Here is a 22,644-nt window from a genome sequence, read left to right as displayed (position 1 = left end):
GATTTTTTTGTTGGTTCGTTTACATCCCCCGTTGATTTCAGTGGGTATTTTTTTTGTTGAGAAATTCAACGGGGGTCTTTCACTCACATTTCAAGATAAAATTAAATAACTTTTAATGTTTTATGAATCAAAATATTGGTTAATTCTTCAGGTTTAGTTACCATAAAATCTGGTTCATATTTTGCTAAAACTAAGGGAGAATTAAAACCCCAAGTAACAGCTATGACTTTGATTTTACTTTTTTGTGCCGCTTCAATATCTCTGGTTTCGTCGCCAACATAAATAATATCTTTAGATTGTAAGTTATGTTTTTTAATGGCTTTATTAATGATTTTGTGTTTACCAAATAAAGTTGTGCCTGAATAAATAAAATCAAAGCAAGATTGTAGATCATTATTATGAAGAAATTGACAGACATTTTCTTCTAAATTAGAAGTGATAATCCCTAAAATATAACCTTCTTCTTTAAGACTTACCAGCGCCCTCACCATCCCAGCAAAGGGTTGTAAATCAGCAATATTTTTATTTAATTCTTTTTTTATTCGCCTTAACACAAACGGAATTTTATGGAAAGGAACTGGAGATTGTTGGACAATATCGCTGGAACTTAATTTACTCAACCTCAATATTTCCTCTTCATCGACTTGAGGATAACCAAATTCTAACGCCAAGTTATTAGCAATGGTCACAAGGGCGCTCAAACTATCGGCAATAGTACCATCAAAATCAAAAATAATTACTCGTTTTAACATTTCATCTCTCTTTTTTTCCTAAGAATAATTTAATATTTTTTACGTCTTTCTCTCATTACTTATTGTTACACATTTACCGTCACTTATAAATTATGAGTTATGAATTATGAATTATGAATTATGACTTATGAATTATGAGTTATGAAGTTTTAATGCTTACAGCGCATTTCAAATGAATAAACCACGTTTTTTGTGTCTCGCAAAGGCGCAAAGACGCAAAGATAATATTTGTAGTAATCCAAAGTGTGGTTTAAGGAAATGAAAACTGCTGTAATTGTTGATGCGTAAATTATCAATTGTCCATTGTTTCCTCAAGCCCTACTTAGTTATTTTGCAAAATTTGCGTATAGATGCGGAAACTATACAGAAAATTTAAGGAAATTTTAAGAAAAAAGTAACATTTCAGAATTTATCAGGTAAAATCATAGCGTATTATCGAAAAATTTTAGATTTGCGCAAGAAGCAGGAGGATAAGGTTATTAACACTCAAATAGAACAAACATCGGCGGTGAAGGCATCGGAAACTAATCATCAATCGGTATTAGAAATTATCGGTAGAAATCCCTTGGGAGGTGCGGTGAAGATTAGTGGTGCGAAAAATTCCGCTTTAGCCATTATGGCTGGTACTATTCTAGCTGAAAATGGTTGTCGTTTAACCAATGTTCCTTGTTTACGAGACATTGAATGTATGGGCTTAGTGTTAGAAGCGTTGGGAGTAAAAACTAAAATTGATGGTGACAGTTGGGAGTTTGATAATTCTAATCTAAAAATGGCACAAGCGCCCTACGAATTAGTATCTCAATTACGCGCTTCGTTTTTTGTCATCGGTCCTATCCTAGCACGTTTAGGGGTGGCTCAAGTACCTTTACCCGGCGGTTGTGCCATTGGTTCGCGCCCTGTAGAGCTTCATTTACATGGGTTACAGGCGATGGGCGCTGAGGTAATTAATGATCATGGGGTTATCCACGCTTCCGTTAAGGGTAACAAAAAACGCTTACAAGGGGCAAATATTTTTCTTGATTATCCTAGTGTCGGCGCTACGGAAACGATTTTGATGGCGGCTACTCTTGCTGAAGGGGAAACCATTATTCAAAATGCGGCTAAAGAACCTGAAATTATCGATTTAGCTAATTTTTGTAATAGTATGGGAGCTAGGGTGAAGGGCGCTGGTACTAATACTATCATCATTGAAGGGGTTAAAAGTCTTCATTCTACCGATTATGCCATCATACCAGACCGTATCGAAGCTGGAACTTTCTTGGTGGCGGGCGCTATTACAGGCTCAAAAATTACTGTAACTCATATTAATGAGGATCATTTGATTCCTGTTATTGCTAAATTGGAGGAGATTGGTTGTCGCTTCTTTAAAGAATCAGTTAATAGCTTAACGATTATCCCCGGAGAGTTGCGCGCTACTGATATTGAAACTTTACCTTATCCCGGTTTTCCTACGGATATGCAAGCACAATTAATGGCTTTATTAACTGTCAGTGAGGGTAATAGTTTAGTCACTGAAACAGTTTTTGAAAATCGTCTTCGTCATGTGGCTGAATTACAGAGGATGGGCGCTGATATTAAAGTTAAGGGAAATTGTGCTATGGTGCGTGGTGTGCCTCGTCTTTCTGGTGCGCCTGTGATGGCTACGGATTTGAGAGCTTCTGCAGCCCTTGTCATTGCTGGATTAGCGGCTGAAGGTACAACCATTGTACAAGGTTTACAGCATCTTGACCGAGGTTATGAGAATATTGAGCAAAAATTACAGTCTCTGGGAGCGAAAATTCGCCGTATTCACGATTATCCTTGTATTGATGTTTAGAAATAGGGATTGCTGACAAAGTATTTTGGTGAGGGGAGGTGTCAGGCTTCGGGTGTCAGGTTTCAGGTGAAATGCTTATAGATTAAAGAATTAAGCCAAATAGTTATTTTTCATAAATTGTTCACTTGTATCAATAATTTTTGATTGGGATGGAAAAAATACAGTATTTTTAGAGAAAAAAGACTATTTTTGGCACTTTTTCTGGGTTTCATTCTGCTTAACACCTTTGCCCCTTGCCCTTTGTCCTTTTCCCTTCACCTCACGATTGCAATTTTTCAGCAAACCCTAGTGAGGAGTGATGATGATCAGCGCCCGTCACCGGATAAAAAGGCGCTGTTTCTTCTATTACATTTAAACCTAATTTCATTAACATAGATTGTAAAACATGATCAGCCGAAAAACGCAAATATCTATCATTAATTTCTAAGCTAATATGTCGATTTCCGAGATGATAACAAGCCTTCATTAAGTCTAACTTGTCATTACTAATTATTGTCATTACTTTTTCTGGTTGAGCTGTAATTTGTACTAAAAAAGTTTCCATTTCATCGCTCAATATATCTCCTTCCTGTATCACCATTCCCCTTGCTAAATCTAGTTTGATGGTTACATTTTCTTTAGTTAATTTCTGCTTAGGTTTTTGTCGTTCATCAGCAGTTAAAGCAACGGTTAAATTAATGCCTTCAGTTGGTATCTGGTCAATGATTTTATTTAAAATGATCATGTTTAGTAATTCTCTGCTTTTTTAAATGATTAATTTAGCATACTAATTGATAATATATATCTTCTATGATCGGGTTATAAGCTCGAAATACAATGAAAAAAAGAAAAATACCATTATGTTTACAGGATTAATACAAGGAATGGGCAAAGTTATGCCGTTAGGAAATGACTTATTCAATGTTGTCATTGAGCAAAATTATCGTCATATTATCAAAACAGATTTAGAAATTGGTGATAGTGTCGCAGTGGATGGGGTTTGTTTGACGGTAGAAAAAATCAATAATGATGGTTTTGTGGCAACGGCATCTCCTGAAACTCTCCAGCGCACTTCCCTTGGTAATAGCGCCCTCCACCTACTACCGGTTAATCTGGAAACATCTTTGCGCGTAGGCAGTAAAATCGGTGGACATTTTGTCAGTGGTCATGTGGATGGTGTTGGTAGTCTGGTAGAATCAAGACAAGATCAGCAATCATGGGTAATGAAGTTTACCTCTCCCCCTACCTTAACCAGTCAATGGCAAGAATATCTAGCGCCCTACATCGTTTCTAAAGCTAGTATTGCGGTGAATGGTATTAGTTTAACCATCGCTGAATGTGACGGCGAAGGGCGCTGGTTTACCGTGGCAGTCATTCCCCATACCTACGCTGAAACCAATTTATCTCTCCTCAAAAGTGGTGATTGGGTTAACTTAGAAGGGGATATATTAGGAAAATATGTCGATCGTTTAATTAGTCATCGTTTAGGGCATCAAACCACGGGGAGTGCGCCTGTCACCCTTGAATTTCTCCTCGAAAATGGCTATTGAATAATTGACAATGGATAATGGACAATTGATAATTAATTCTTTGCCGATCTATTAATTCATAATTCATAATTCATAATTCATAAATGGATAATATAATCGTATTAGTTCCGTCGACAAGCTAGAGACATGAAAAGAAAAACTTTTTTTAGTACCAGTATCGGCGCCCTTGCCCTAGTTTTCGGCATTTTTCGCCAAAAAGACCAAAACAGTCAAGCCACTAGCGATATTACGAGAATAAACATCACCGATGAACAATGGCAGAAAAAACTAACCCCAGCACAGTATAACATTTTACGAGAAGAAGGCACAGAACGCCCTTTTACCAGCCCTCTTAATAAAGAAAAAAGAACTGGTACTTATGTTTGCGTTGCCTGTGATTTACCTCTTTTTGAATCATCTATGAAATATGATAGTGGTACGGGGTGGCCTAGTTTTTTTGATTATATTCCCGGTATGCTGGAAACAAAAATGGATTACAAGCTCATTTTACCTCGTACGGAGTATCATTGCGCCCGTTGCGGTGGTCATCACGGTCATGTGTTTAGCGATGGTCCTAAACCCACAGGGAAACGTTATTGTAATAACGGTGTAGCATTAAAATTCATTCCTCAAACATGAAAAGATTATTAATTATTTCCTTGACTTTTTGGCTCAGTGTGACGGGCGCTGTTAACGCTCAAACCATAGCTAAAGCCACCTTTGCTGGAGGTTGTTTTTGGTGTATGGAGCAACCTTTTGACGAACTAGACGGGGTCATTTCTACCACTTCCGGTTATACAGGGGGAGATTTTCCTAACCCTACCTATCATGAAGTGAGTCGAGGTATAACAGGTCATACTGAAGCGGTACAAATTGAGTATAACCCTAAAAAAGTAAGCTATCAAAAGCTATTAGAAGTATTTTGGCGTAATATTGACCCTACCGTTAAAAATCGTCAATTTTGCGATGTAGGCACTCAATATCGTAGCGGTATTTTTTATCATAACGATCAACAAAAGGAACTAGCAGAAAAAACTAAGCAAGATGTGAAAAAACAATTAAAAACGACTATTTTTACTGAAATAACCCCAGCAGAAAAGTTTTATCCTGCGGAAGAGTATCATCAAAACTATTACATTAAAAGTGCTTTACTCTATAAATATTATCGTTTTGGTTGTGGTAGAGATAAACGATTAACAGAAATTTGGGGCAAAAAATCCAGTCATTAATAGTTTTGTGAGGTGGCGCGCCGATAAAAAGGGCAAAGGGAAGATAATTATTCATTATTCACAGCGCGACTTTTAGTTACAATGGATGAACTTATGATCACAATTCTCCCCCGAAGTTAGATTTTATTATGTTTATCACCTCCCCCCCGAAGCAGATTGAAAATAATATTCCTGATGATCTTTTTAGTGCCATCAATGAATTAAAACAAGAATTAAACGCCGTTATCCTTGCCCATTACTATCAAGAAGGAGACATTCAAGATATTGCCGATTATATTGGTGACTCTTTAGGCTTATCTCAACAAGCCGCCAATACCTCCGCAGATGTGATTTTATTTGCAGGGGTACATTTTATGGCGGAAACTGCTAAAATTCTCAACCCTGATAAATTAGTTTTGTTGCCTGATTTGGAGGCTGGATGTTCTCTTGCCGACAGTTGCCCTCCTGATGCCTTCGCTAAATTTAAAGCACAACATCCCGATCATATCGTTATTTCTTATATTAATTGTACTGCAGAAATTAAGGCACTGAGTGATATTATTTGCACCAGTTCTAATGCCGTGAAAATTGTCGAACAAATCCCAGCGCACTCCCCCATTATTTTTGCGCCTGATAAAAACCTCGGGCGCTATGTCATGCAACAAACAGGGCGAGATTTATTATTATGGGATGGTAGTTGTATTGTCCATGAAACTTTTTCGGAAAAAAGAATCATTGAACTAAAAATGCAACACCCCGAAGCAGAAATTCTTGCTCATCCTGAATGTGAAACCCCTGTACTAAATCACGCTGATTTTATCGGCTCAACTACCGCATTATTAAAATATTCCTACCATAGCGCTAGTAATAAATTTATCATTGCCACTGAACCGGGTATCATTCACCAGATGCAGAAACAAACCCCCGATAAATTATTTATTCCAGCGCCCTCCACCTCAAATTGTCATTGTAATGAATGCCCTTACATGAGGTTAAATACCTTAGAAAAAGTTTATTTAGCCTTAAAAAACCAAACTCCCGCCATTGAAATTCCTCTTGATATTAGTCGGAGGGCGCTGAAACCCATTCAAAGAATGCTGGAAATGTCCTAATCTCCAATCAAACGGAGATTTTGAACCAGAAATTGGCATTGCTGAATTAAGGTAAGCTAAGACGCACCTATCTGGCAATATAGAGCCTTTTATAGCAAGGGATTCAGAACTTAAAAAAGGAAGATTAAATGCGTCTTAGCTTATTTAAACCTCTTGTTATCGTCACTTTAAGATTAATAAAATGTGCCATTAATTTTGCTTACTTACTTAGAATTAAGTTTTCCCAATAATTATTCATTATTACTTATTTATGTTTAAAATTATTAACTTCTAATCATTTTTGTGTTAAGAAAACTAAAATATTCTTATTTAAAATCTAATATTAAGTTATTGTTATAAACAACTAAAAACAAATTGTAATATAAAATTTATATTTTACTATGTTTCTTTTTGTATCAAAAATAATATGTTTATAGTCTATATATATCAAATAGGCATGGTCACTATTATCAAATCAAAAAATTTAATATTTAACACTTTTTTGCTAAATATTATTTTAAATATTAGATTTTTTAGAAAAAATAGATATAAAAAATCTAATTTAATATATTTAGAAAAATTTTAATAGTAGTGATTTATTATTTTGATTGCAATATAACAAAAGAAATTTAGGAAAGTAACAAATTCTTTCTAATAAATGCAATTAAAGGAGAAAATTATGACGGCATCTTTGGCTAAACGTACCCACAGGCTGACTCTGGTTTTGCCTGATGGTAGCAAAAAAACCATGAGAATTGGAGAGGATGAATACATTAGCGACGTGGCAATGGAAAATGGTATTGACTTACCGCTTTCCTGTAATACAGGAATATGTGTTACCTGTACAGCTAAATTAGTTAAAGGTTCAATCATTCACGATCATACCTTCCTCAAACCGGAAGAAGAGGAAGCCGGATTTTTGTTAACCTGTCGTACTTTTGTTAAGTCTGATTGTGAAATTCTGACTCATCAAGAGGATAGTTTACTAGATTTTTAGCGTAACAAGTTAAGATGTTATTTGATTTTCCTGATCTAATTTTGTTGAAGTAATTAGCTAGTGAGATTATGGAATAATCAGGAGTTTAAAACTCCGTCTTTTAAGACGTGGGCAAAGAAATATAGTCATTCAACCTATCTCTGAATTTACTTTTGCCCTTTTGCTATCGTAACAAATCTTAAAGGGAATCAAGCCACCAAATTAAGCTAGAATAGATAACAATTTCTCACACTTAGATAAAGTCAAGTGTTACTGTGGATTGTAGTCTGATTGAGTAATAACAGATGAAACACAGGGGGATTGTGTGATTTTAATTTAATCATACTCTTTTTTAAATTAGAAAAAATAATACCCATATTTATAAAGATGAGCATAGTAAGTCAAGTTATTCTCAAAGCAGATGATGAACTGCGTTACCCTAGTAGCGGTGAGTTACAAGGAATTAAAAGTTTTTTAGACTCAGGAATGTTAAGGTTAAAAATTGTCGAAACTTTAGCAGAAAATGAGAAGAAAATTATTGAAAAGGCTAGTCGAGAATTATTTAGAAAGCGCCCTGACTACCGTGCTTCAGGAGGTAATGCTTCGGGACAAAAACAGTATAATCAGTGTTTAAGGGATTTTGGTTGGTATCTTCGCTTGGCTACTTACGGAATTTTAGCTGGGGATAAACAACCTATTGAAACCATTGGCTTAATTGGGGTAAAGGAAATGTATAATTCCCTTGGTGTGCCTTTACAAGGTATGGTGGAGTCTATTCGTTGCTTAAAAGAGGCATCTTTAGGTTTACTCACTAAGGAAGAAGCAGAAGAAGCTGCACCCTATTTTGATTATATGGCTCAATATATGTCTTAATTTATAGATGAAAGGAGGAGGGTGCCCTCCTCCTCTCCCATCAAGTATGGAAAATAAAATTTCTTGGGTAGAAAAAAAACTTTGGTTATCCTCTCTACTTTACTGCTGTATTTACTGGGCAGTAGGTTGGAATACCGCAGAAAGAACTGAAATACTAACCAGCGCCCTTGCCGAAACACTGGACTATTTTAGTTTAGAATTAAATTACGGTGGGTCAATATTACTGGTTAAAATATTAACTCTAGGGGTAATTATCACTGTGTCCCTAATTTTTGTACATCCTCTCTCCATTGTGACTTTTATTTTTGAAGAAAGCATTAACTCTGATGTTAAAGGATTTATAGTGATTCTATTCTGGTCATTATCACTGGTTTTTATGCTGTACTATTTCGACTACTTTGCCGACATTTTGGTGGTGACATCCTCAACTATCCTTTTTCGCTTCGATTTAAAGAAAAAAAAAGTTAATGTTTGGCAAATTGTCAGTATTACCATAACATTAGCAATAGTTTTTTATACTGCTGGAATGCTATCCCATGGCTTAATCATTGGGGGTTGATGAAAAGCTGAAGTGGTTATGTGAGAGGAAAAGAAGCCGTTGCCGAATCAAGGTATGAAAATAAAAACTCAACAATCTGGAATACTTACTGTTTAATAATTCAGGAATATCCAATAAATAGGGTTTGCTGAATAAATTAAAATCCTTTTAAAACAAAGGTTTTAAGCATAATCAAACTCTAAAAAAGTGCTAAAAATAATCTTTTTTCGCCAAAAAATCTGTATTTCTGCTCCACTAATCAAAAATGATTGATACAAATGAGCAATTTATGAAAAATGACTATCTGGGTTAACTCTTTAATTTATAACCATTTCACCGCGACACCCGAAACCTGATACCTCTCCTCACAAAAATACTTTTTTAGCACTACCTAAATATGAATCATATTCAAAATCAGCAACGCCGAAAAGTTTTTTTCTGATCTCCAAAAAACGTTATATAACAGTATAATGTATCAAAATTTGACAAATTAAAGATTTAATAATCTTAATTGGGAGTCATTATCTATCTTATCAGAAGATATTATTAATTAATGCTTCCTTGTTGTATATTCAAAATCCGAAATGGTAAGCTAAATTTATGACTAAATCTTATGGACAGCGCCCTTCATCCTTGACTAAATCTCCAAACCTAGAGGAAGGGCGCTTAACATCAACTAAAATAGTTAATAAAAAAATTAATCAAAAATCTGTAGAAAATAAACAGTCTAGCAATAAAAAAAAGCACCCTCAACAGATAAAATCAATCTCGGACAACAGGCAACATTATCCCCTATGGCTAAAAATAATGGTAATTACCATAACCATATTTAGTTTTGGTGGTTTGGGGTTTGGCTATACCCTCCGCTATGCCCATAAATGGCAACAACTTTCATCCCCTCAGACTTCAGGCTTACCATCTAATAATATCTCTGCACCCAATTAGTTTTTGCTGAAAAGGTAGGGAGTGGAAAGTGGGGAAGTTTAATCTACTTCCCCATCAAATAAACTAATCCATAGTCTCTCCATGCCCTTAGTGCCAGTACAAAATAATAATTCTTCCAACAAGGAAAGAGCTAACAAATTTAATTCTTCTGGATTATTTTGATATACAGACACTTTAGCACGACGAGGATTCATACGCCCTAAGAAATGGGAGCGAAAACGAGTAAAATATTCCGAGAGACGGAAATTATTTTCCAAGGGCATTTCCTTATCCGTCATTTGTTGCACCGCTAAAAGTAGCTGTCTTAATGTCACCATTAATTTTTTTGCGGAATAACCCGTAATTAACACTAAGGCTTTAGCCTCATTCATAGTTAAATTTTCTCGGTTATAGCATTGTCGCCAAGGGTTACTACAACGTAAACGCCATAGGGAAAGTCGATTTTTAATGATGGATTGTAATCCTAATTCGTGCGCCGTTGCTAACATATATTCTGATGCTCCCAACTGTAGTGCTTCCATTGCCAACAGCAGTAAGTCTAAGTGTTGTTGCAGTTTCATCATTCCTCGTGTTGATGGTAATGATACATCGCTGAGGGCGCTGAGAATGGGGGGAATACTGTTTTCCTTCACTGGTGGAGAAGTAGATGTCACTGAGACAGATTGAGTCATCTGGATATGTTTAATAAAGACTTTTTTGGAATTTTTGGGTTCCGTCTATTTTATCATAATGTCACCAGAATACCATCAAAAGAGCAAAGGACAAGGGGCAAAAGACAAAGGTAAATTGTCAAGATAGTATTTAAAAAACTTCTCTAAAAATCGACCTAGAAGCAGGAAATACTAACGGTAATAGAATATTATTTATTGGATATTTCTAAAGTATTTGAAGACTATTCTTAAACTAACTTGAGCTCAAATATCCGTTGAATGTCCCTACTAAAATTCTCTTTTCTCTTTTCCTTCCCCTTGAAGATTAATCTCTTCTAACTATGGTAGAAGAACCAAAAAAATTGATATTAATGGGGTTATAATAAGAAAGTCTGTAGAAGTGAAATTCTTAAGGCAGTTTTAGCTATGATTTAGTTTAATCAATTATCCATCGGGTTATTTCAGATGAATCAGCATTCATCCCTGTTACACTCCCGTTATGAAATTATCAAAAAACTAGGAGAAGGGGGTTTCGGGACAGTTTATTTGGCAAAAGATCAGCAAAGTAGTAGCTATTGTGTGGTAAAAAGACTTAATGCCGATGCTGATAAGGTGGAGGTGATGACACGTTTATTTCGAGAAGAAATTGACATTTTAAAGAAATTAAATCATTCTCAAATACCCCGTCTCATTGATGATTTTGTAATTAATGAAGAGTTTTATCTTGTACAAGAGTATATTGTTGGGCATACTCTCAGTCATGAGTTGGGTGAAGGGCGCCCGTGGCCCGAGCCTCAAGTCCTTTCTTTATTACAAGAAGGCTTAGAAATTTTAAATTATATCCATAGTTTAGGAGTAATACATCGAGATATAAAACCAGATAATTTAATTCGTCGTGATGGTGATCGCAAATTGGTTTTAATCGATTTTGGTGCGGTAAAAAATTTCGACATTGATCAAAGTCATGTAATTAATCGCACAGTGGCGGTTGGCACCCATGGCTATATGCCCACAGAACAAGCCAGAGGGCGCCCTCGCCGTAACAGTGATATATATGCGTTGGGCATGATTGCGATTCAAGCATTAACAGGGGTTAATCCTATTAATGTTAGAGAAGATGAGGACACGGGGGAAATTCTCTGGAGTCAATTTGGAGAAATTCATCCTTCTTTGCGTCATATTCTCGGTATGATGACTCGCTCTAATTATACTAAACGTTACAAAAGTGCGGATTTAGCGTTAGCTGACTTACAGAAATATTTATCGTGGCGTGAATTAGTCGAGTCGCAACCCATATCAGCGCCCTCCGCCCAAGATGTGTTACACCGTAATCAAGAGGCAACTTTAGTTAATCGGAGCTATTCTCCTTTTAATAAAAATGTTCTTCCCATTAGTTTAACTCTGGTTTCTTTAATTGTTTTGGGGGGGGGAGGGGCGCTGGTTTACGCCAGAAATCAGGAAAAACAAGAATTTCTTAACACTTTAGAAAGCCACTTAGTCAATCAAGATTTTGAAAAATGTATCGAAACTGCTACTTCCATGAAAGCGATGAAAACCATTCCCAAGGAAAAAAATGAATATTTAGGAAAGTGTCGTATGCAGTATGCTAGTCAAAAAGCGGATTCTTCCGATTTAGTAGAAGCTATTCGCATTGCTAATGGTATCCCTGACGATAATCCTTTTTATGAGGAGGCTCAAGCTATGGTCGATAAATGGACTAATGATTTAAACAATCCCCCTGAAGATTGCCCCCCCGGAGTTTTTTGTGTCCCTGAGTTTTTGAATTAGCCTTTCATGGGAGAAGGGGAAAAAGGGGAGAGAAAGAAAAGAATTTGACAAAAATTTAAGAGTTTTTCTTTGATTATATAATCCTATTTCTTTTGCATTAAAAAACACAGCTTAGTTAATTCTTTAAGTGTAATAATTACTGAAACATACAATTAATTTTGCATCAGTACTTATTACCATTAATAAATTTTTGTTGAATCGCAGGAGTTTTATTGATTTTAAGACTCCTCACTTAAATATATTGAACTAATTCTATTTGATGCTATGTTTGCATATTTTTTTTAAAGTATGGTTATAAAGGATAATTTTCCCTCACAAAATCCAGCACCCTCCACCACACCCGTGCGCCCTTCACCCATATTTACGTTAAATCTTTTTTTTCAATATCAATACTATTTTGATCATTAAATTTTTGGAGATCATTGACAATATCATCCATACTAAATTTATCTAACCATTGATGACGTTCTTTTGTATAGTCGCCACTACCATTGTCATATAATTTAATAAAACGAATAGCATCGGCAATTCCTAAACTATCTACCAAAACTTGAAAACCTTTTCTTTGTAATTCAACAGGGGTCATTTTTAAAACTCCAATATTACTAACATCAATTAACCATGAAACGGGATTAGAAACTTTAACATTAATTGCTCTATTATAAGATACACATTTATTCAATAAACGATCATCTGTCGTCAGAAAAATATCAACATTATTTTCAGCACAAGCTAAATGTAAAGCATCAAACTTTTTAATACCTAACAAAGTTAATTCTTCGGCTTTGTTGAGAATATTTTCTGTTACTAATATTTTACGCTTTGCTAAGAATAAATATTGTTTGATATTATCTTTTTTAAGAGAATCAGACATTTTGCTAATTTCTAACTCTAAAACAGCACTATTAACCAACTCCCATTGTCCTAATTTACAATAATTAATAATTTCTATAACTGCTTCTGATTCTCGTTTGATCCTCGTTTGTGTTTGATCATCAAAAGGACGATTTAAACAGCAAAGATCAAGATAAATTAAATATTTTTTGTTAATCATTTATTCATAGACTATCGTTTAATATCGCCGTGTAATAAATTTCACGGCTATTGATTTTTCGTTTAATAAATTAAACTTTTTAATTTATTGTCTATTTCACTCCCAGCGCCCACCACCACACTATAAAAGATAATTCTCTTGCACAAAATCCAGCGCCCTCCCCCTTTCTTGTATTTCTCCGTCTAAAAATAAACCCTGTACTTCCGTGAGAATTTGCTTAAAAATGGGGCTCGGCTTATAACCCAAATCCTTTAAATCATTACCATTAATAATAGGTTCTAATTGACTCCAATTAAACAGATATTGCCAAATAACTTTACGAATATATTTATCACTTTTAACGGCAATTAAAATCAACGTAGCCGACTGATACTTACTTAACTCTTGGACAACCTCACTTACCTTCAAGGCACCTAGATAAACCTCTGAACTCTTGAACATCAAATCAGGAGAATCACTTAAAATAAAACTTTGCGCCTTTGCGCCTTTGCGTGACATTTTTCCATTACGATTAATATTTTTACTTAAAAAAATATTGACATTTTTCTGATTTTGTGCTAAGTATTTTAGACGATTAATAGTATCTTGAGGAAGGTCTAAATTTTGAGCAACTTTCACCCCATCATCACGACTTAAACCGCTTAAAATTAACTCCAAGCGCATCAACCAAACCGCATATTTTTGCCGTTGCGGTAACAGTTGATAAAAACGTAACCAGCGCCCTCCACATCTTAATTGCCACCACAGAGAAGGAGTTAAAACGCATTGAGGATGCAAACAAGAAAGCGCCCCCAAATCCGACAATAAACGTAACGCCGATTGCCAATAATCCGCTTGAAGAATGTAGATTAATTCTGTGCGTAAACGAGTAGTTAAAGCCGGGATAGAAGTTTGTTGCAGAGAAATGCGCTCAAATACGCCACTATTGACAGCATACTTGATATAATCCACCGTTTGAGATTCTAAGGTAAAGTTGAGGCGCGCCGCAAAGCGCACTCCCCGAAAAATTCTCGTGGGGTCTTCAATAAAACTGTTAGCATGAAGTACACGGATTAATCTCTTTTTCAAATCCCTGACACCACCAAAAAAGTCTAACAACTCTCCCTGACGAGGATTAGTTAAACGCAACGCCAAAGCATTCATAGAAAAATCACGGCGGTATAAATCCTGACGAATACTACTAGCTTCCACCTGCGGATTAGATGCTGGATAAGGATAAAATTCCGTGCGCGCCGTGGCAATATCCAGCCACAATGAACCAAAATTATCATCCTTATGCCATAATAGCGCTGCTGTTTGGAACTCTCCATGAACGCTGAGGCGCGCTTCTGGATAATCCTTTTGCAAGGCTTTCGCTAAAATTACTCCCGCTTCAGAAGTGTGACTGCCATGGAAACCATCCACCACTAAATCAATATCTTGTAAGTTTACGGTAGTTTGATCCTCACTTAATAATAAATCACGCACAGCGCCCCCCACCAAATACAAATGCCATCCCTGTTGTTGGGCATAATGGGCGATTTTTTGCAACAATTCCCACAAATGAGGATTTAATTTTTGTTGAAAAGAAGGCAATAAACAAGAAACTAAAGTATCTGTAAAACTTTGCGCCTTTGCGCCTTGGCGAGAGAATTGATCATAATCATTCAGTCGAAGATGATATAAAATATCGCTACGGGTGACAATACCCACCAACTCCCCTTGTTTTAATACTGGCAATCTGCCAATATCATTATTAACCATCAAAGATTCTATTGCCGATAACGGTGTGTCAGTGGTGATAGTAAGTAAATTTTTACTCATGTAACCTTTGACGGGCGCATGGGCGAAACCGTGATGTAAAGCGATGTCAATATCGCGCCGAGAAATTATCCCCGTTAATTCTTTTCCCGTCATTACCAATAATCCTGAATGCCCATATCTTAATAAAATCCGTTGCGCTTCCTCAATACTGGTATCAGGGGGAATAGTGCGCACCGGTGACGACATTAAATCGGTGGCGGTAACGGGCGCTGGTAGTTGAGGGGATAAACTCGGTTCGACATATTCAGCGATGAGGGCAATATTAGCGCCCTTCCCCATCAACCAAGCGAGGGCAAGGGCATCACGGGCGCAGGACTGCTCAAAAGTCAATGAGCCAGTATCCACATGAATCCCTAAAGCCATTACCGTTGCTTGTATAGGATTCGGGGTAATATTTTCTTTTTGTAACAATTCTGTGATAATAGTTGAACTTGACCCCACATTTTCGATAAATTTAAAAGTAGTCGGTAAATCAGGATCGTTTTCAGGGTGATGATCATATACCGTAATAGATTCTAACTGCGGTAATTCTAACCATTCTTGAGCTTTACCCAAACGCGCCTTTTTTTGGGTGTCAACAATAAAAATACGGCGAATTAGCTTGGGGTTAACACTGCGAAACTCTATTAAGGGCAATTCGTCTCGGTGTAATGCCAGAAAATTTTTAACAGAGGGATGGGCGCTACCCACTAAAACAAATTTTGCCCCCGGATGTAATATGGTTAAACCAACTGAAGCGCCCAAAGCGTCAAAATCAGCAGTTTGATGACATAAAATTATATCCATTCCTTAGTTATCATAAATTAACAAAAAATAACCCTTACAACTCTTACTCAAAAGCATTTATAGCAAAATAAAATTTAAAAGTTTATAAATTATCATTTAATAATTCTCTATTGCCTGTTGCCTACCTTAACTAAAAATTTACATACTCAAAGTAAAAGAGTCCTATATTTTCCCTAAAAAGGAGTCATTGTTGTAAATAATAACTTTTCCTTAGTGACAGGATGGCAAAATGTAATTTTTCTGGCGTGAAGACACAATCTCCCATCATGATTATCATTATATAGATTATCGCCTTTAATGGGGCAATTTAAACCAGTAGCCGAATGTACCCGTAATTGATGAGTGCGCCCGGTTATGGGCAAAAATTCAATTCTTGTCTGATTTTTTTCCCTTTTCAAAACTCGATAATGGGTAATTGATGGTTTACCATGATCATAGTTTACTTGTTGTGAAGGGCGCTTTTCTGGATTACCCCATAATGGTAAATTTATCACCCCTTCATCATCTTTTACCATGCCTATTAAAATCGCTTCATAAATTTTTTTAACTTCTTTTTTTGCAAATTGTTGAGCTATTTCGGTATAAATATTATTACTTTTTACTAAGATCAATAAACCCGATGTATCTTGATCTAAACGATGCACTGCTTTAATATTTTTGCCATCTTTTAAAGATGTTTTTAAACGAGATTCTGCACTATCAAATTTTTCAATCCCTCTCCCTGGCACAGATAACAAGCCATGAGGTTTATTAACAATAATTAAATATTCATCTTCATAAATAATCTCAAGTTGATCAATATTATGGGAAATTATCCCAGTGGATAAACCTGATAATAAAAAGCCCATAATAGGTTGACATCTTTCCATACAAGCAGGATAAAATTCTCCCGATTTTTTTTCTCCATTAGGAGAAGTTTTTCCCCACCAAAATTCAGCCATAGCCAAAGGTTTTAAGCCGTTAGTTGCAGAATAATGTAACAGTTTAGGGGCGCTACAATCTCCTGTACCTGTCGGAATAAATGATTTATTAACTACTTCTGATAAAGTTAAAGTTTCTCCAGCAAAATTAGTTAAACTATAAGCGCCCTCCATCTGTAGCTGTAATTGTCGAGAAAGATTTTTACGCTCTTTTTTCAATGCTTGGATTTTATTATCAGCGCCCGTCACCGCATCCAATAAAGGTTGTAAAGTATCTTGACGTAAACGTTTAAACTTGCGCTGTTGCCAATCATCTTGGCGACTTTCTTGCTCTAATTGTGCTAATTTAACTTGTAAATCAGCGCCCTTCAAACTATGCTTAAAAAATTCTCTTTGCTGATTTCTTTGTTGTTTATTCTGGCGATGTAAAGTTTTGATATTTTGCCATTTATGTTCAAATGCTGTTACTAACTCTTGATACTCATTCCTAACCGCTAAAGTCTGTAAAGAGATAATTTCTTGTTTAATTGTATCTAACTTTTCGAGAGTATATTTTTCTGCTAAAATTAGCTTATTACGCCCTGGAATTTGTGTCGCCCATCCCTGAAGATGTTCATTCCCTTGCCATAATCCTGAAAATGCTTTAATTATTCCTTTTTCTCCCTGTAAATTTTCTACTAATAACACGCCATACATTTTACTTTCACTACTATAAAAATTATTATTAGCTAAATTATCCATCAATTTATAAGCAACTTTTTCCACTAAAGTAGTACGAGGTAATCTTAATAATTCTCCTGTTTGCGGTGAAATTCCCTCATACCAATAAGTAACTGTATTTAGTATCCATAATTCTTCTTTAGTTACAAAATCTGCTAGAGGATGAAATATAGTTTTGAGAGAAAAATCAGTCATTTATTTATTATGAAAATGAGCTAAAAGTAATAAGGATTATTTTATCATAGAAGGTAAGAGGCAACCGGCAAAAGTAGTAATATCTTCGATATTTTGTCTAATAATTTGTATCTCCTAGTGTAATTTTCATTTCTTTAAACCAAACTTTAGATTGTTACAAAAATTTCCTTTGCGTCTTCGCGCCTTTGCGTGAAACAAAAAACGTGGTTTGTTCATCTAAAATGAGCTGTAAATGATTTATGACTATTACATATCCATCTTCAATTATTCATTATTAATTATTCATAGAGACTCAAATCATATTAAATTGAACAGTTTGATAAATGAAGTAGTAAGATTATAGAAGTATGTTGAAAATAAAACGCAATTTTCTTTAACACAAAAAAACGCAAATAAATCTTAAATAAATATTATGATTGGTACAAGTTTAAATCCTCGCCATGAAAATTTTAGGGAAGTAATTAAAAGCTATTATTTCCTGACAAAACCGAGGATTATTCCTCTTCTGTTAATCACTACGGCCGCTTCCATGTTTATCGCTGGGGAGGGCGCTGTGGATGCTTCCCTGTTGATGCTAACCCTCTTAGGAGGGACTTTGGCGGCTGCTTCCGCACAGACTTTTAACTGTGTTTATGATCAAGATATTGATTACGACATGAAGCGCACGAGAAAGCGCCCGATACCTTCGGGCAAAGTGGACTCGAATCATGCTATTACTTTTGGCATGGTATTGGGTTTGGCATCTTTCGTTATTTTGGCGTGGGGTGTTAATTTACTCTCGGCTTTACTGGCAATGTCAGGCATTGTCTTCTATATGCTGATTTATACCCACTGGTTAAAACGTCATACTTCCCAAAATATCGTCATTGGTGGCGCGGCTGGTGCGATTCCGCCTTTGGTGGGTTGGGCAGCAGTCACGGGAGAGTTGAGTTTGACTGCTTGGGCGATTTTTACCCTGATTTTTTTATGGACTCCCCCTCATTTTTGGGCTTTAGCTTTAATGATTAAGGATGATTATGCGGAAGTAAATGTGCCAATGTTGCCTGTGGTGAAGGGCGCTGAGACAACGGTTAAGCAAATTTTCATCTATACTCTCATTACGGTGGTATTCAGCTTAGTTTTCATCTATCCTCTCCATAGTTTAGGGGTGATTTATGGGGGAGGGGCGCTGGTTTTAGGTACTTTCTTCATTATCAAGGCTTGGCAGTTACAACAACAGCCAGAGGAGAAGGAAAGAGCAAAATCTATGTTTAAATACTCGATCCTTTATATGATGTTATTGTGTACAGGTATGGTGGTAGATAGTTTAGGCATAATTTAGAATATTTTACATCTTAACAAGGGGTTTAAACCCCTTGCTTGAAATTGGGGGTTTTAGCACAAAATACTATAGGGTGGAAACTGCTATAATTCAATCATCAATTGTCAATTTGCTCTCACGATTGCACTTTTTCAGCACCGACTAAATAGCTAACCAACTGAACATTTCTTCTACGGATAATTCAAAAATTTTAATACTATTTAAAACAGGTAAAACCTCTTTTTCTACTTTAATTTCTGGAAATTGATTAGGCTCAAATATCATCACTGATTCATCTTCAGTATCAATTAACCATCCTAATTGTGTACCTTGACTAAGACAAAACATAATTTTTCTCATTACTTTATTCGCTGATTGTTCAGGAGATAAAATTTCAATTACCCAGTCAGGAAAAGTTTGAAAGCGATTAGCAATTCTACCTTTTTCATCTTTAGGAATACGTTGCCAAGTAAATACTGATATATCAGGAGTTAAAGATTTTCCCCCAAAAGTACATCGTAATTCAGGGAAGGCATAAGCAATTTTGTTCGCTAAAACCTTTTCGTTGATAATGGTAACTAAACGACCTTGTAAAACGCTGTGTTGTCCTTGAGGCATGGGTTTTTCTTCTATTTTGCCATCGATATATTCACTGTAGGGTTTTGTTTCTGGCAGTTGCAAAAATTCTTCTAAACTTAAAGATGTTTTCGCTGTGGATTGAACCGTAATAATCATCAACTTTTTCCACTAATCTTCTAATAGTTTTAGTTTATCGTGACTACTCACCGTTAAGCTGACGCTGTAACGGGAGCTTCTAACTTCACAGGCTCATGCCTCAACACAGACTTGCGTCCGCCTTTTGGTCTTACTGTGCTGACCTTAGCAGAGACGGCTAGTCCATCCGTCTTTATCAATCTAATGCCTTCTGCTCTAATATTCTTACTCGCATTTTCATCTCTATCATGGTGAGTACCACAACTAGGGCAAGTCCACTCTCTCACATCCAACGGCATTTCTGACATTTGATAGAGACAATTAGAACAAGTTTTAGAACTAGGAAACCATCGATCAATCTCGACCAATAACCCACCTTTTTCTTTGAGTTTATAGTCTAAGAAATTGATAAAAGTTCCCCAACCAACATCAGATATTGCTTTCGCTAAACAGTGATTACGAACCATACCCTTGATATTCAGTTTCTCTACGACTACCACTTGATTATTATTCACAATCTTTCTGGAAAGTTTATGAAGGAAGTCATGACGGGCATTACTTGTGCGTTCGTGTACTTTAGCTACTAGCTTTCGTGCTTTCTCTCTATTTTGAGAACCTTTTTTCTTACGGGCTAATTTTTGTTGCTTACGGGCTAAGTTTTTTTCATGTTTTTTTATTTGTCTAGGATTGTTATATCTACTGGTTTTATCGCCATCGTGGACAATAGCAAAATCTTTTATTCCTAAGTCGATACCGCAAACTTTCCCCGTGATTATTACTTCGGGAAAATCTTGTTTAGTATCAAAAAGAATAGAAGCAAAGTATTTACCAGTGGGTGTTTTACTTACGGTTACAGTTTTGATTTCTCCGTCAAATATCCGATGAATTGATGCTTTTACTAATCCCAACTGAGGAATTTTCAGACAACCATCAACTATCTTGACATTTTGTGGATATTGACAAGACTGTTTGCCGTGATAAGACTTGAATCGAGGGTATTTGGCTCGTTTATCAAAAAAGTTCATAAACGCTTTTGTGAGATTGAGAGTTACTGATTGCAAAACCTGAGAGTAACAATCTCCAAGCCACGCTGTTTCTTCTGCTTTTTTGAGTAATGGTAATTCTTTATTGATTGCCGTTCGCCCTAAGCCTTTACCAGTTTGTTTATAAGTCTCATTGCATAGATTCAGAGCATAATTCCAAAACCATCTAGCAGAACCCATCACTTGTGATAGCTTTTCCGCTTGTTTATGATTAGGATATAGCTGAACCTTTACTGCCTTGAGCATTTCACGTTATGTTGGTTTACGATAAATATATTATGACCTAAATTTTGTTATTTGTGTTGAATCCTAGGGATGTATTATTGGCTGGTTGCTTTTCATCTCCCGTCAAATTTAATGGGTGTTTTTTAAAAGGAAAATTTTGACGGGAGAATTTCAGCAACATTTTTGTTAAAATATTTTTATTGATATGAATACGGCGGAGGGGTGCATCGCCCGATCTTTTCCATGGTTCATTGTCCATTTGTCTTCACAACTTAAATGCAATGCCGAAATTAAAAATGAATACCAGCGCCCTTCCACCGATTTAAAGCCTCACCAAGACGCTGACAATCAGCAATCAAACTAACTCGTACATATCCTTCACCCCCATCCCCAAAAGCATTACCCGGAGTGACAACTACGCCCGTTTTTTGCAATAAATCAAGGGCAAAATCCGTAGAATTAGAATCACGGGGAGTGGGAATCCATAAATACATGGTGGCTTGAGATGGTTTTACATCCCAACCTAATTCCTTAATACCCTTGATGAAAAAATCTCGTCGGGTTTGATAACGTTTTTGCACTTCATGGATATAATTATCTGGTAATTCTAAAGCTGTTTGTGCCGCCGCCTGAATCACACTAAAAATACCATAGTCTAAGTTAGTTTTTAGGGTGCGTAATCCTTGAATAATGTCGCTATTGCCTACCACAAAACCCACGCGCCAACCTGCCATATTATAGGTTTTCGAGAGAGTATGAAATTCCACACCAATTTCCTTAGCGCCCTTCACCTCTAGCAAACTGGTGGGCTCATATCCCTCAAAAGCTAACTCAGCATAAGCTAAATCATGAACTAACATAACTTCATAATGTTGCGCCCATGCCACCGCTTCTTCATAAAAAGCCCTTGGGGCGGTGGCAGTGGTGGGATTATTCGGATAATTAAAATAAATAATTTTCGTGCGCCGTGCCACATCTTCAGGAATGGCACTAAAATCAATTAACCAGTTATTTTCCGCCGTTAAACGAGGGGCATAAATATTAGCCCCAGCAATGGCAGGGCCTCGGTAGTGCGCGGGATAAGCTGGACTCGGTACAATAACAGTATCCCCCGGATTAACATAAGCTAAGGCGAGATGAGACAAACCTTCCTTGGAGCCTAATAAGGGTAACGCTTCATTATCTGGGCTTAATTCAACGTTGTAACGGCGTTGATACCAATTAGCAATGGCGGTGCGAAAATTTGCCGTACCTTCAAAAGGAGGATAACCGTGATAATGACTAACAGATAAAGCCTGTTTAGCCGATTCGATAATTGGTTCAGGTGCGAAACCGTCTGGATTACCCATGCCTAAATCAATCAAATCCAAACCTTGTTCTCTGGCTTTGGCTTTCAACTCATCCAAACGGGCGAAAACATAAGGGGGTAAAGCATTTAAACGGTCAGCACGATGAATCCAATTTGTTTCCATAAAGATTATTTTACACTAACATTACTAAACTTACCGTTCTGGCGATAAGCATAGTCTATTATTATACTTAGATTTAGACGGTGATGAAAAGATGATGAGTGGTTAAAAAAGGAAATTTTTATATAATACTTTGATGTGTAGAAAAAAAATTAATACTTTACAGCAGTTTTCAGATTAATGAACCACAATTCTTATTATAAAGATCGGGCGATGCACCCCTCACCATTGAAAGGTGTGGTTTACCCAATTAAATAGAAAGCAAAAATA

The 22,644-nt window shown here is 36.2% G+C and carries 21 protein-coding genes; 11 read left to right on the top strand and 10 right to left on the bottom strand.

Translation table 11 applies throughout. The features are described 5' to 3' along the window. Nucleotides 1–101: 101 nt before the first annotated feature. Nucleotides 102–752, bottom strand: coding sequence for an HAD hydrolase-like protein (locus tag IGQ45_12805; protein MBF2058059.1), 651 nt, complete (start codon nucleotides 750–752; stop codon nucleotides 102–104). Between the two features lie 490 nt (nucleotides 753–1,242). Between IGQ45_12805 and murA the strand changes: the two genes are divergently transcribed. Next, a complete protein-coding gene (gene murA / locus IGQ45_12800) occupies nucleotides 1,243–2,568 on the top strand; it encodes a UDP-N-acetylglucosamine 1-carboxyvinyltransferase (protein MBF2058058.1) in 1,326 nt (441 codons plus the stop codon). 259 nt (nucleotides 2,569–2,827) lie between these two features. Here the strand turns inward: murA and ureE are convergent, their stop codons facing one another. Continuing rightward, on the bottom strand, nucleotides 2,828–3,292 hold the full coding sequence (gene ureE, locus IGQ45_12795) for an urease accessory protein UreE (protein MBF2058057.1): 465 nt from the start codon (nucleotides 3,290–3,292) through the stop codon (nucleotides 2,828–2,830). A 115-nt stretch (nucleotides 3,293–3,407) separates the two neighbouring features. On the opposite strand from ureE, the gene ribE reads away from it, so the two are divergent. The 8 genes from ribE to IGQ45_12755 all read left to right on the top strand — a co-directional run bounded on the left by ribE (nucleotide 3,408) and on the right by IGQ45_12755 (nucleotide 9,707). Continuing rightward, a complete protein-coding gene (gene ribE, locus IGQ45_12790) occupies nucleotides 3,408–4,097 on the top strand; it encodes a riboflavin synthase (GenBank protein ID MBF2058056.1) in 690 nt (229 codons plus the stop codon). Between the two features lie 126 nt (nucleotides 4,098–4,223). Then, complete coding sequence (gene msrB / locus IGQ45_12785) at nucleotides 4,224–4,715, top strand: peptide-methionine (R)-S-oxide reductase MsrB (protein MBF2058055.1); 492 nt, start codon at nucleotides 4,224–4,226, stop codon at nucleotides 4,713–4,715. Further along, nucleotides 4,712–5,305, top strand: coding sequence for a peptide-methionine (S)-S-oxide reductase MsrA (gene msrA / locus IGQ45_12780; GenBank protein MBF2058054.1), 594 nt, complete (start codon nucleotides 4,712–4,714; stop codon nucleotides 5,303–5,305). The genes msrB and msrA overlap by 4 nt, the downstream gene beginning before the upstream one ends. Nucleotides 5,306–5,433: 128 nt before the next feature. Continuing rightward, on the top strand, nucleotides 5,434–6,396 hold the full coding sequence (gene nadA / locus IGQ45_12775) for a quinolinate synthase NadA (protein ID MBF2058053.1): 963 nt from the start codon (nucleotides 5,434–5,436) through the stop codon (nucleotides 6,394–6,396). A 658-nt stretch (nucleotides 6,397–7,054) separates the two neighbouring features. Continuing rightward, on the top strand, nucleotides 7,055–7,372 hold the full coding sequence (locus IGQ45_12770; protein MBF2058052.1) for a 2Fe-2S iron-sulfur cluster binding domain-containing protein: 318 nt from the start codon (nucleotides 7,055–7,057) through the stop codon (nucleotides 7,370–7,372). 366 nt (nucleotides 7,373–7,738) lie between these two features. Next, on the top strand, nucleotides 7,739–8,224 hold the full coding sequence (locus IGQ45_12765; protein MBF2058051.1) for an allophycocyanin: 486 nt from the start codon (nucleotides 7,739–7,741) through the stop codon (nucleotides 8,222–8,224). 46 nt (nucleotides 8,225–8,270) lie between these two features. Beyond that, on the top strand, nucleotides 8,271–8,783 hold the full coding sequence (locus tag IGQ45_12760) for a hypothetical protein (GenBank protein ID MBF2058050.1): 513 nt from the start codon (nucleotides 8,271–8,273) through the stop codon (nucleotides 8,781–8,783). A 579-nt stretch (nucleotides 8,784–9,362) separates the two neighbouring features. Then, nucleotides 9,363–9,707 (top strand): hypothetical protein, encoded by a 345-nt coding sequence (locus tag IGQ45_12755; protein ID MBF2058049.1) that lies wholly within the window; start codon nucleotides 9,363–9,365, stop codon nucleotides 9,705–9,707. A gap of 38 nt (nucleotides 9,708–9,745) precedes the next feature. On the opposite strand, the gene IGQ45_12750 is transcribed toward IGQ45_12755, so the two are convergent. Further along, the gene (locus IGQ45_12750; GenBank protein MBF2058048.1) at nucleotides 9,746–10,378 is read right to left on the bottom strand and encodes a DUF3038 domain-containing protein; all 633 of its coding nucleotides are present in this window, start codon (nucleotides 10,376–10,378) and stop codon (nucleotides 9,746–9,748) included. A gap of 444 nt (nucleotides 10,379–10,822) precedes the next feature. On the opposite strand from IGQ45_12750, the gene IGQ45_12745 reads away from it, so the two are divergent. Then, on the top strand, nucleotides 10,823–12,145 hold the full coding sequence (locus IGQ45_12745) for a serine/threonine protein kinase (protein MBF2058047.1): 1,323 nt from the start codon (nucleotides 10,823–10,825) through the stop codon (nucleotides 12,143–12,145). Nucleotides 12,146–12,506: 361 nt separating this feature from the next. Here the strand turns inward: IGQ45_12745 and IGQ45_12740 are convergent, their stop codons facing one another. The 3 genes from IGQ45_12740 to IGQ45_12730 form a co-directional block, all read right to left on the bottom strand. After that, on the bottom strand, nucleotides 12,507–13,199 hold the full coding sequence (locus IGQ45_12740; protein ID MBF2058046.1) for a hypothetical protein: 693 nt from the start codon (nucleotides 13,197–13,199) through the stop codon (nucleotides 12,507–12,509). A gap of 120 nt (nucleotides 13,200–13,319) precedes the next feature. Further along, complete coding sequence (locus IGQ45_12735) at nucleotides 13,320–15,788, bottom strand: CBS domain-containing protein (protein MBF2058045.1); 2,469 nt, start codon at nucleotides 15,786–15,788, stop codon at nucleotides 13,320–13,322. A gap of 173 nt (nucleotides 15,789–15,961) precedes the next feature. Beyond that, nucleotides 15,962–17,623, bottom strand: a complete 1,662-nt coding sequence (locus IGQ45_12730; protein MBF2058044.1) for an RluA family pseudouridine synthase — start codon at nucleotides 17,621–17,623, stop codon at nucleotides 15,962–15,964. 412 nt (nucleotides 17,624–18,035) lie between these two features. Here IGQ45_12730 and IGQ45_12725 point away from each other — a divergent pair, with 412 nt between their 5' ends. After that, on the top strand, nucleotides 18,036–18,944 hold the full coding sequence (locus IGQ45_12725; GenBank protein MBF2058043.1) for a protoheme IX farnesyltransferase: 909 nt from the start codon (nucleotides 18,036–18,038) through the stop codon (nucleotides 18,942–18,944). A gap of 141 nt (nucleotides 18,945–19,085) precedes the next feature. On the opposite strand, the gene IGQ45_12720 is transcribed toward IGQ45_12725, so the two are convergent. From IGQ45_12720 to IGQ45_12705, 4 genes are read right to left on the bottom strand one after another with little or no spacing between them, the layout of a single operon-like run. Further along, nucleotides 19,086–19,658: a Uma2 family endonuclease gene (locus IGQ45_12720; protein ID MBF2058042.1), complete on the bottom strand. Its 573-nt coding sequence runs from the start codon at nucleotides 19,656–19,658 to the stop codon at nucleotides 19,086–19,088. Between the two features lie 53 nt (nucleotides 19,659–19,711). Then, on the bottom strand, nucleotides 19,712–20,926 hold the full coding sequence (gene tnpB, locus IGQ45_12715) for an IS200/IS605 family element transposase accessory protein TnpB (protein MBF2058041.1): 1,215 nt from the start codon (nucleotides 20,924–20,926) through the stop codon (nucleotides 19,712–19,714). A 37-nt stretch (nucleotides 20,927–20,963) separates the two neighbouring features. Then, complete coding sequence (locus IGQ45_12710) at nucleotides 20,964–21,164, bottom strand: hypothetical protein (GenBank protein ID MBF2058040.1); 201 nt, start codon at nucleotides 21,162–21,164, stop codon at nucleotides 20,964–20,966. A gap of 31 nt (nucleotides 21,165–21,195) precedes the next feature. After that, nucleotides 21,196–22,377, bottom strand: coding sequence for an aspartate aminotransferase (locus IGQ45_12705; GenBank protein MBF2058039.1), 1,182 nt, complete (start codon nucleotides 22,375–22,377; stop codon nucleotides 21,196–21,198). Between the last annotated feature and the right edge of the window lie 267 nt (nucleotides 22,378–22,644).

Origin of the sequence: Cyanobacterium sp. T60_A2020_053 (genome assembly GCA_015272165.1) — a bacterium.
Taxonomy (GTDB): domain Bacteria; phylum Cyanobacteriota; class Cyanobacteriia; order Cyanobacteriales; family Cyanobacteriaceae; genus Cyanobacterium.
The sequence above is the reverse complement of the archived record's forward strand: the minus strand, read 5'-3'. Positions and strand labels throughout refer to the sequence as shown.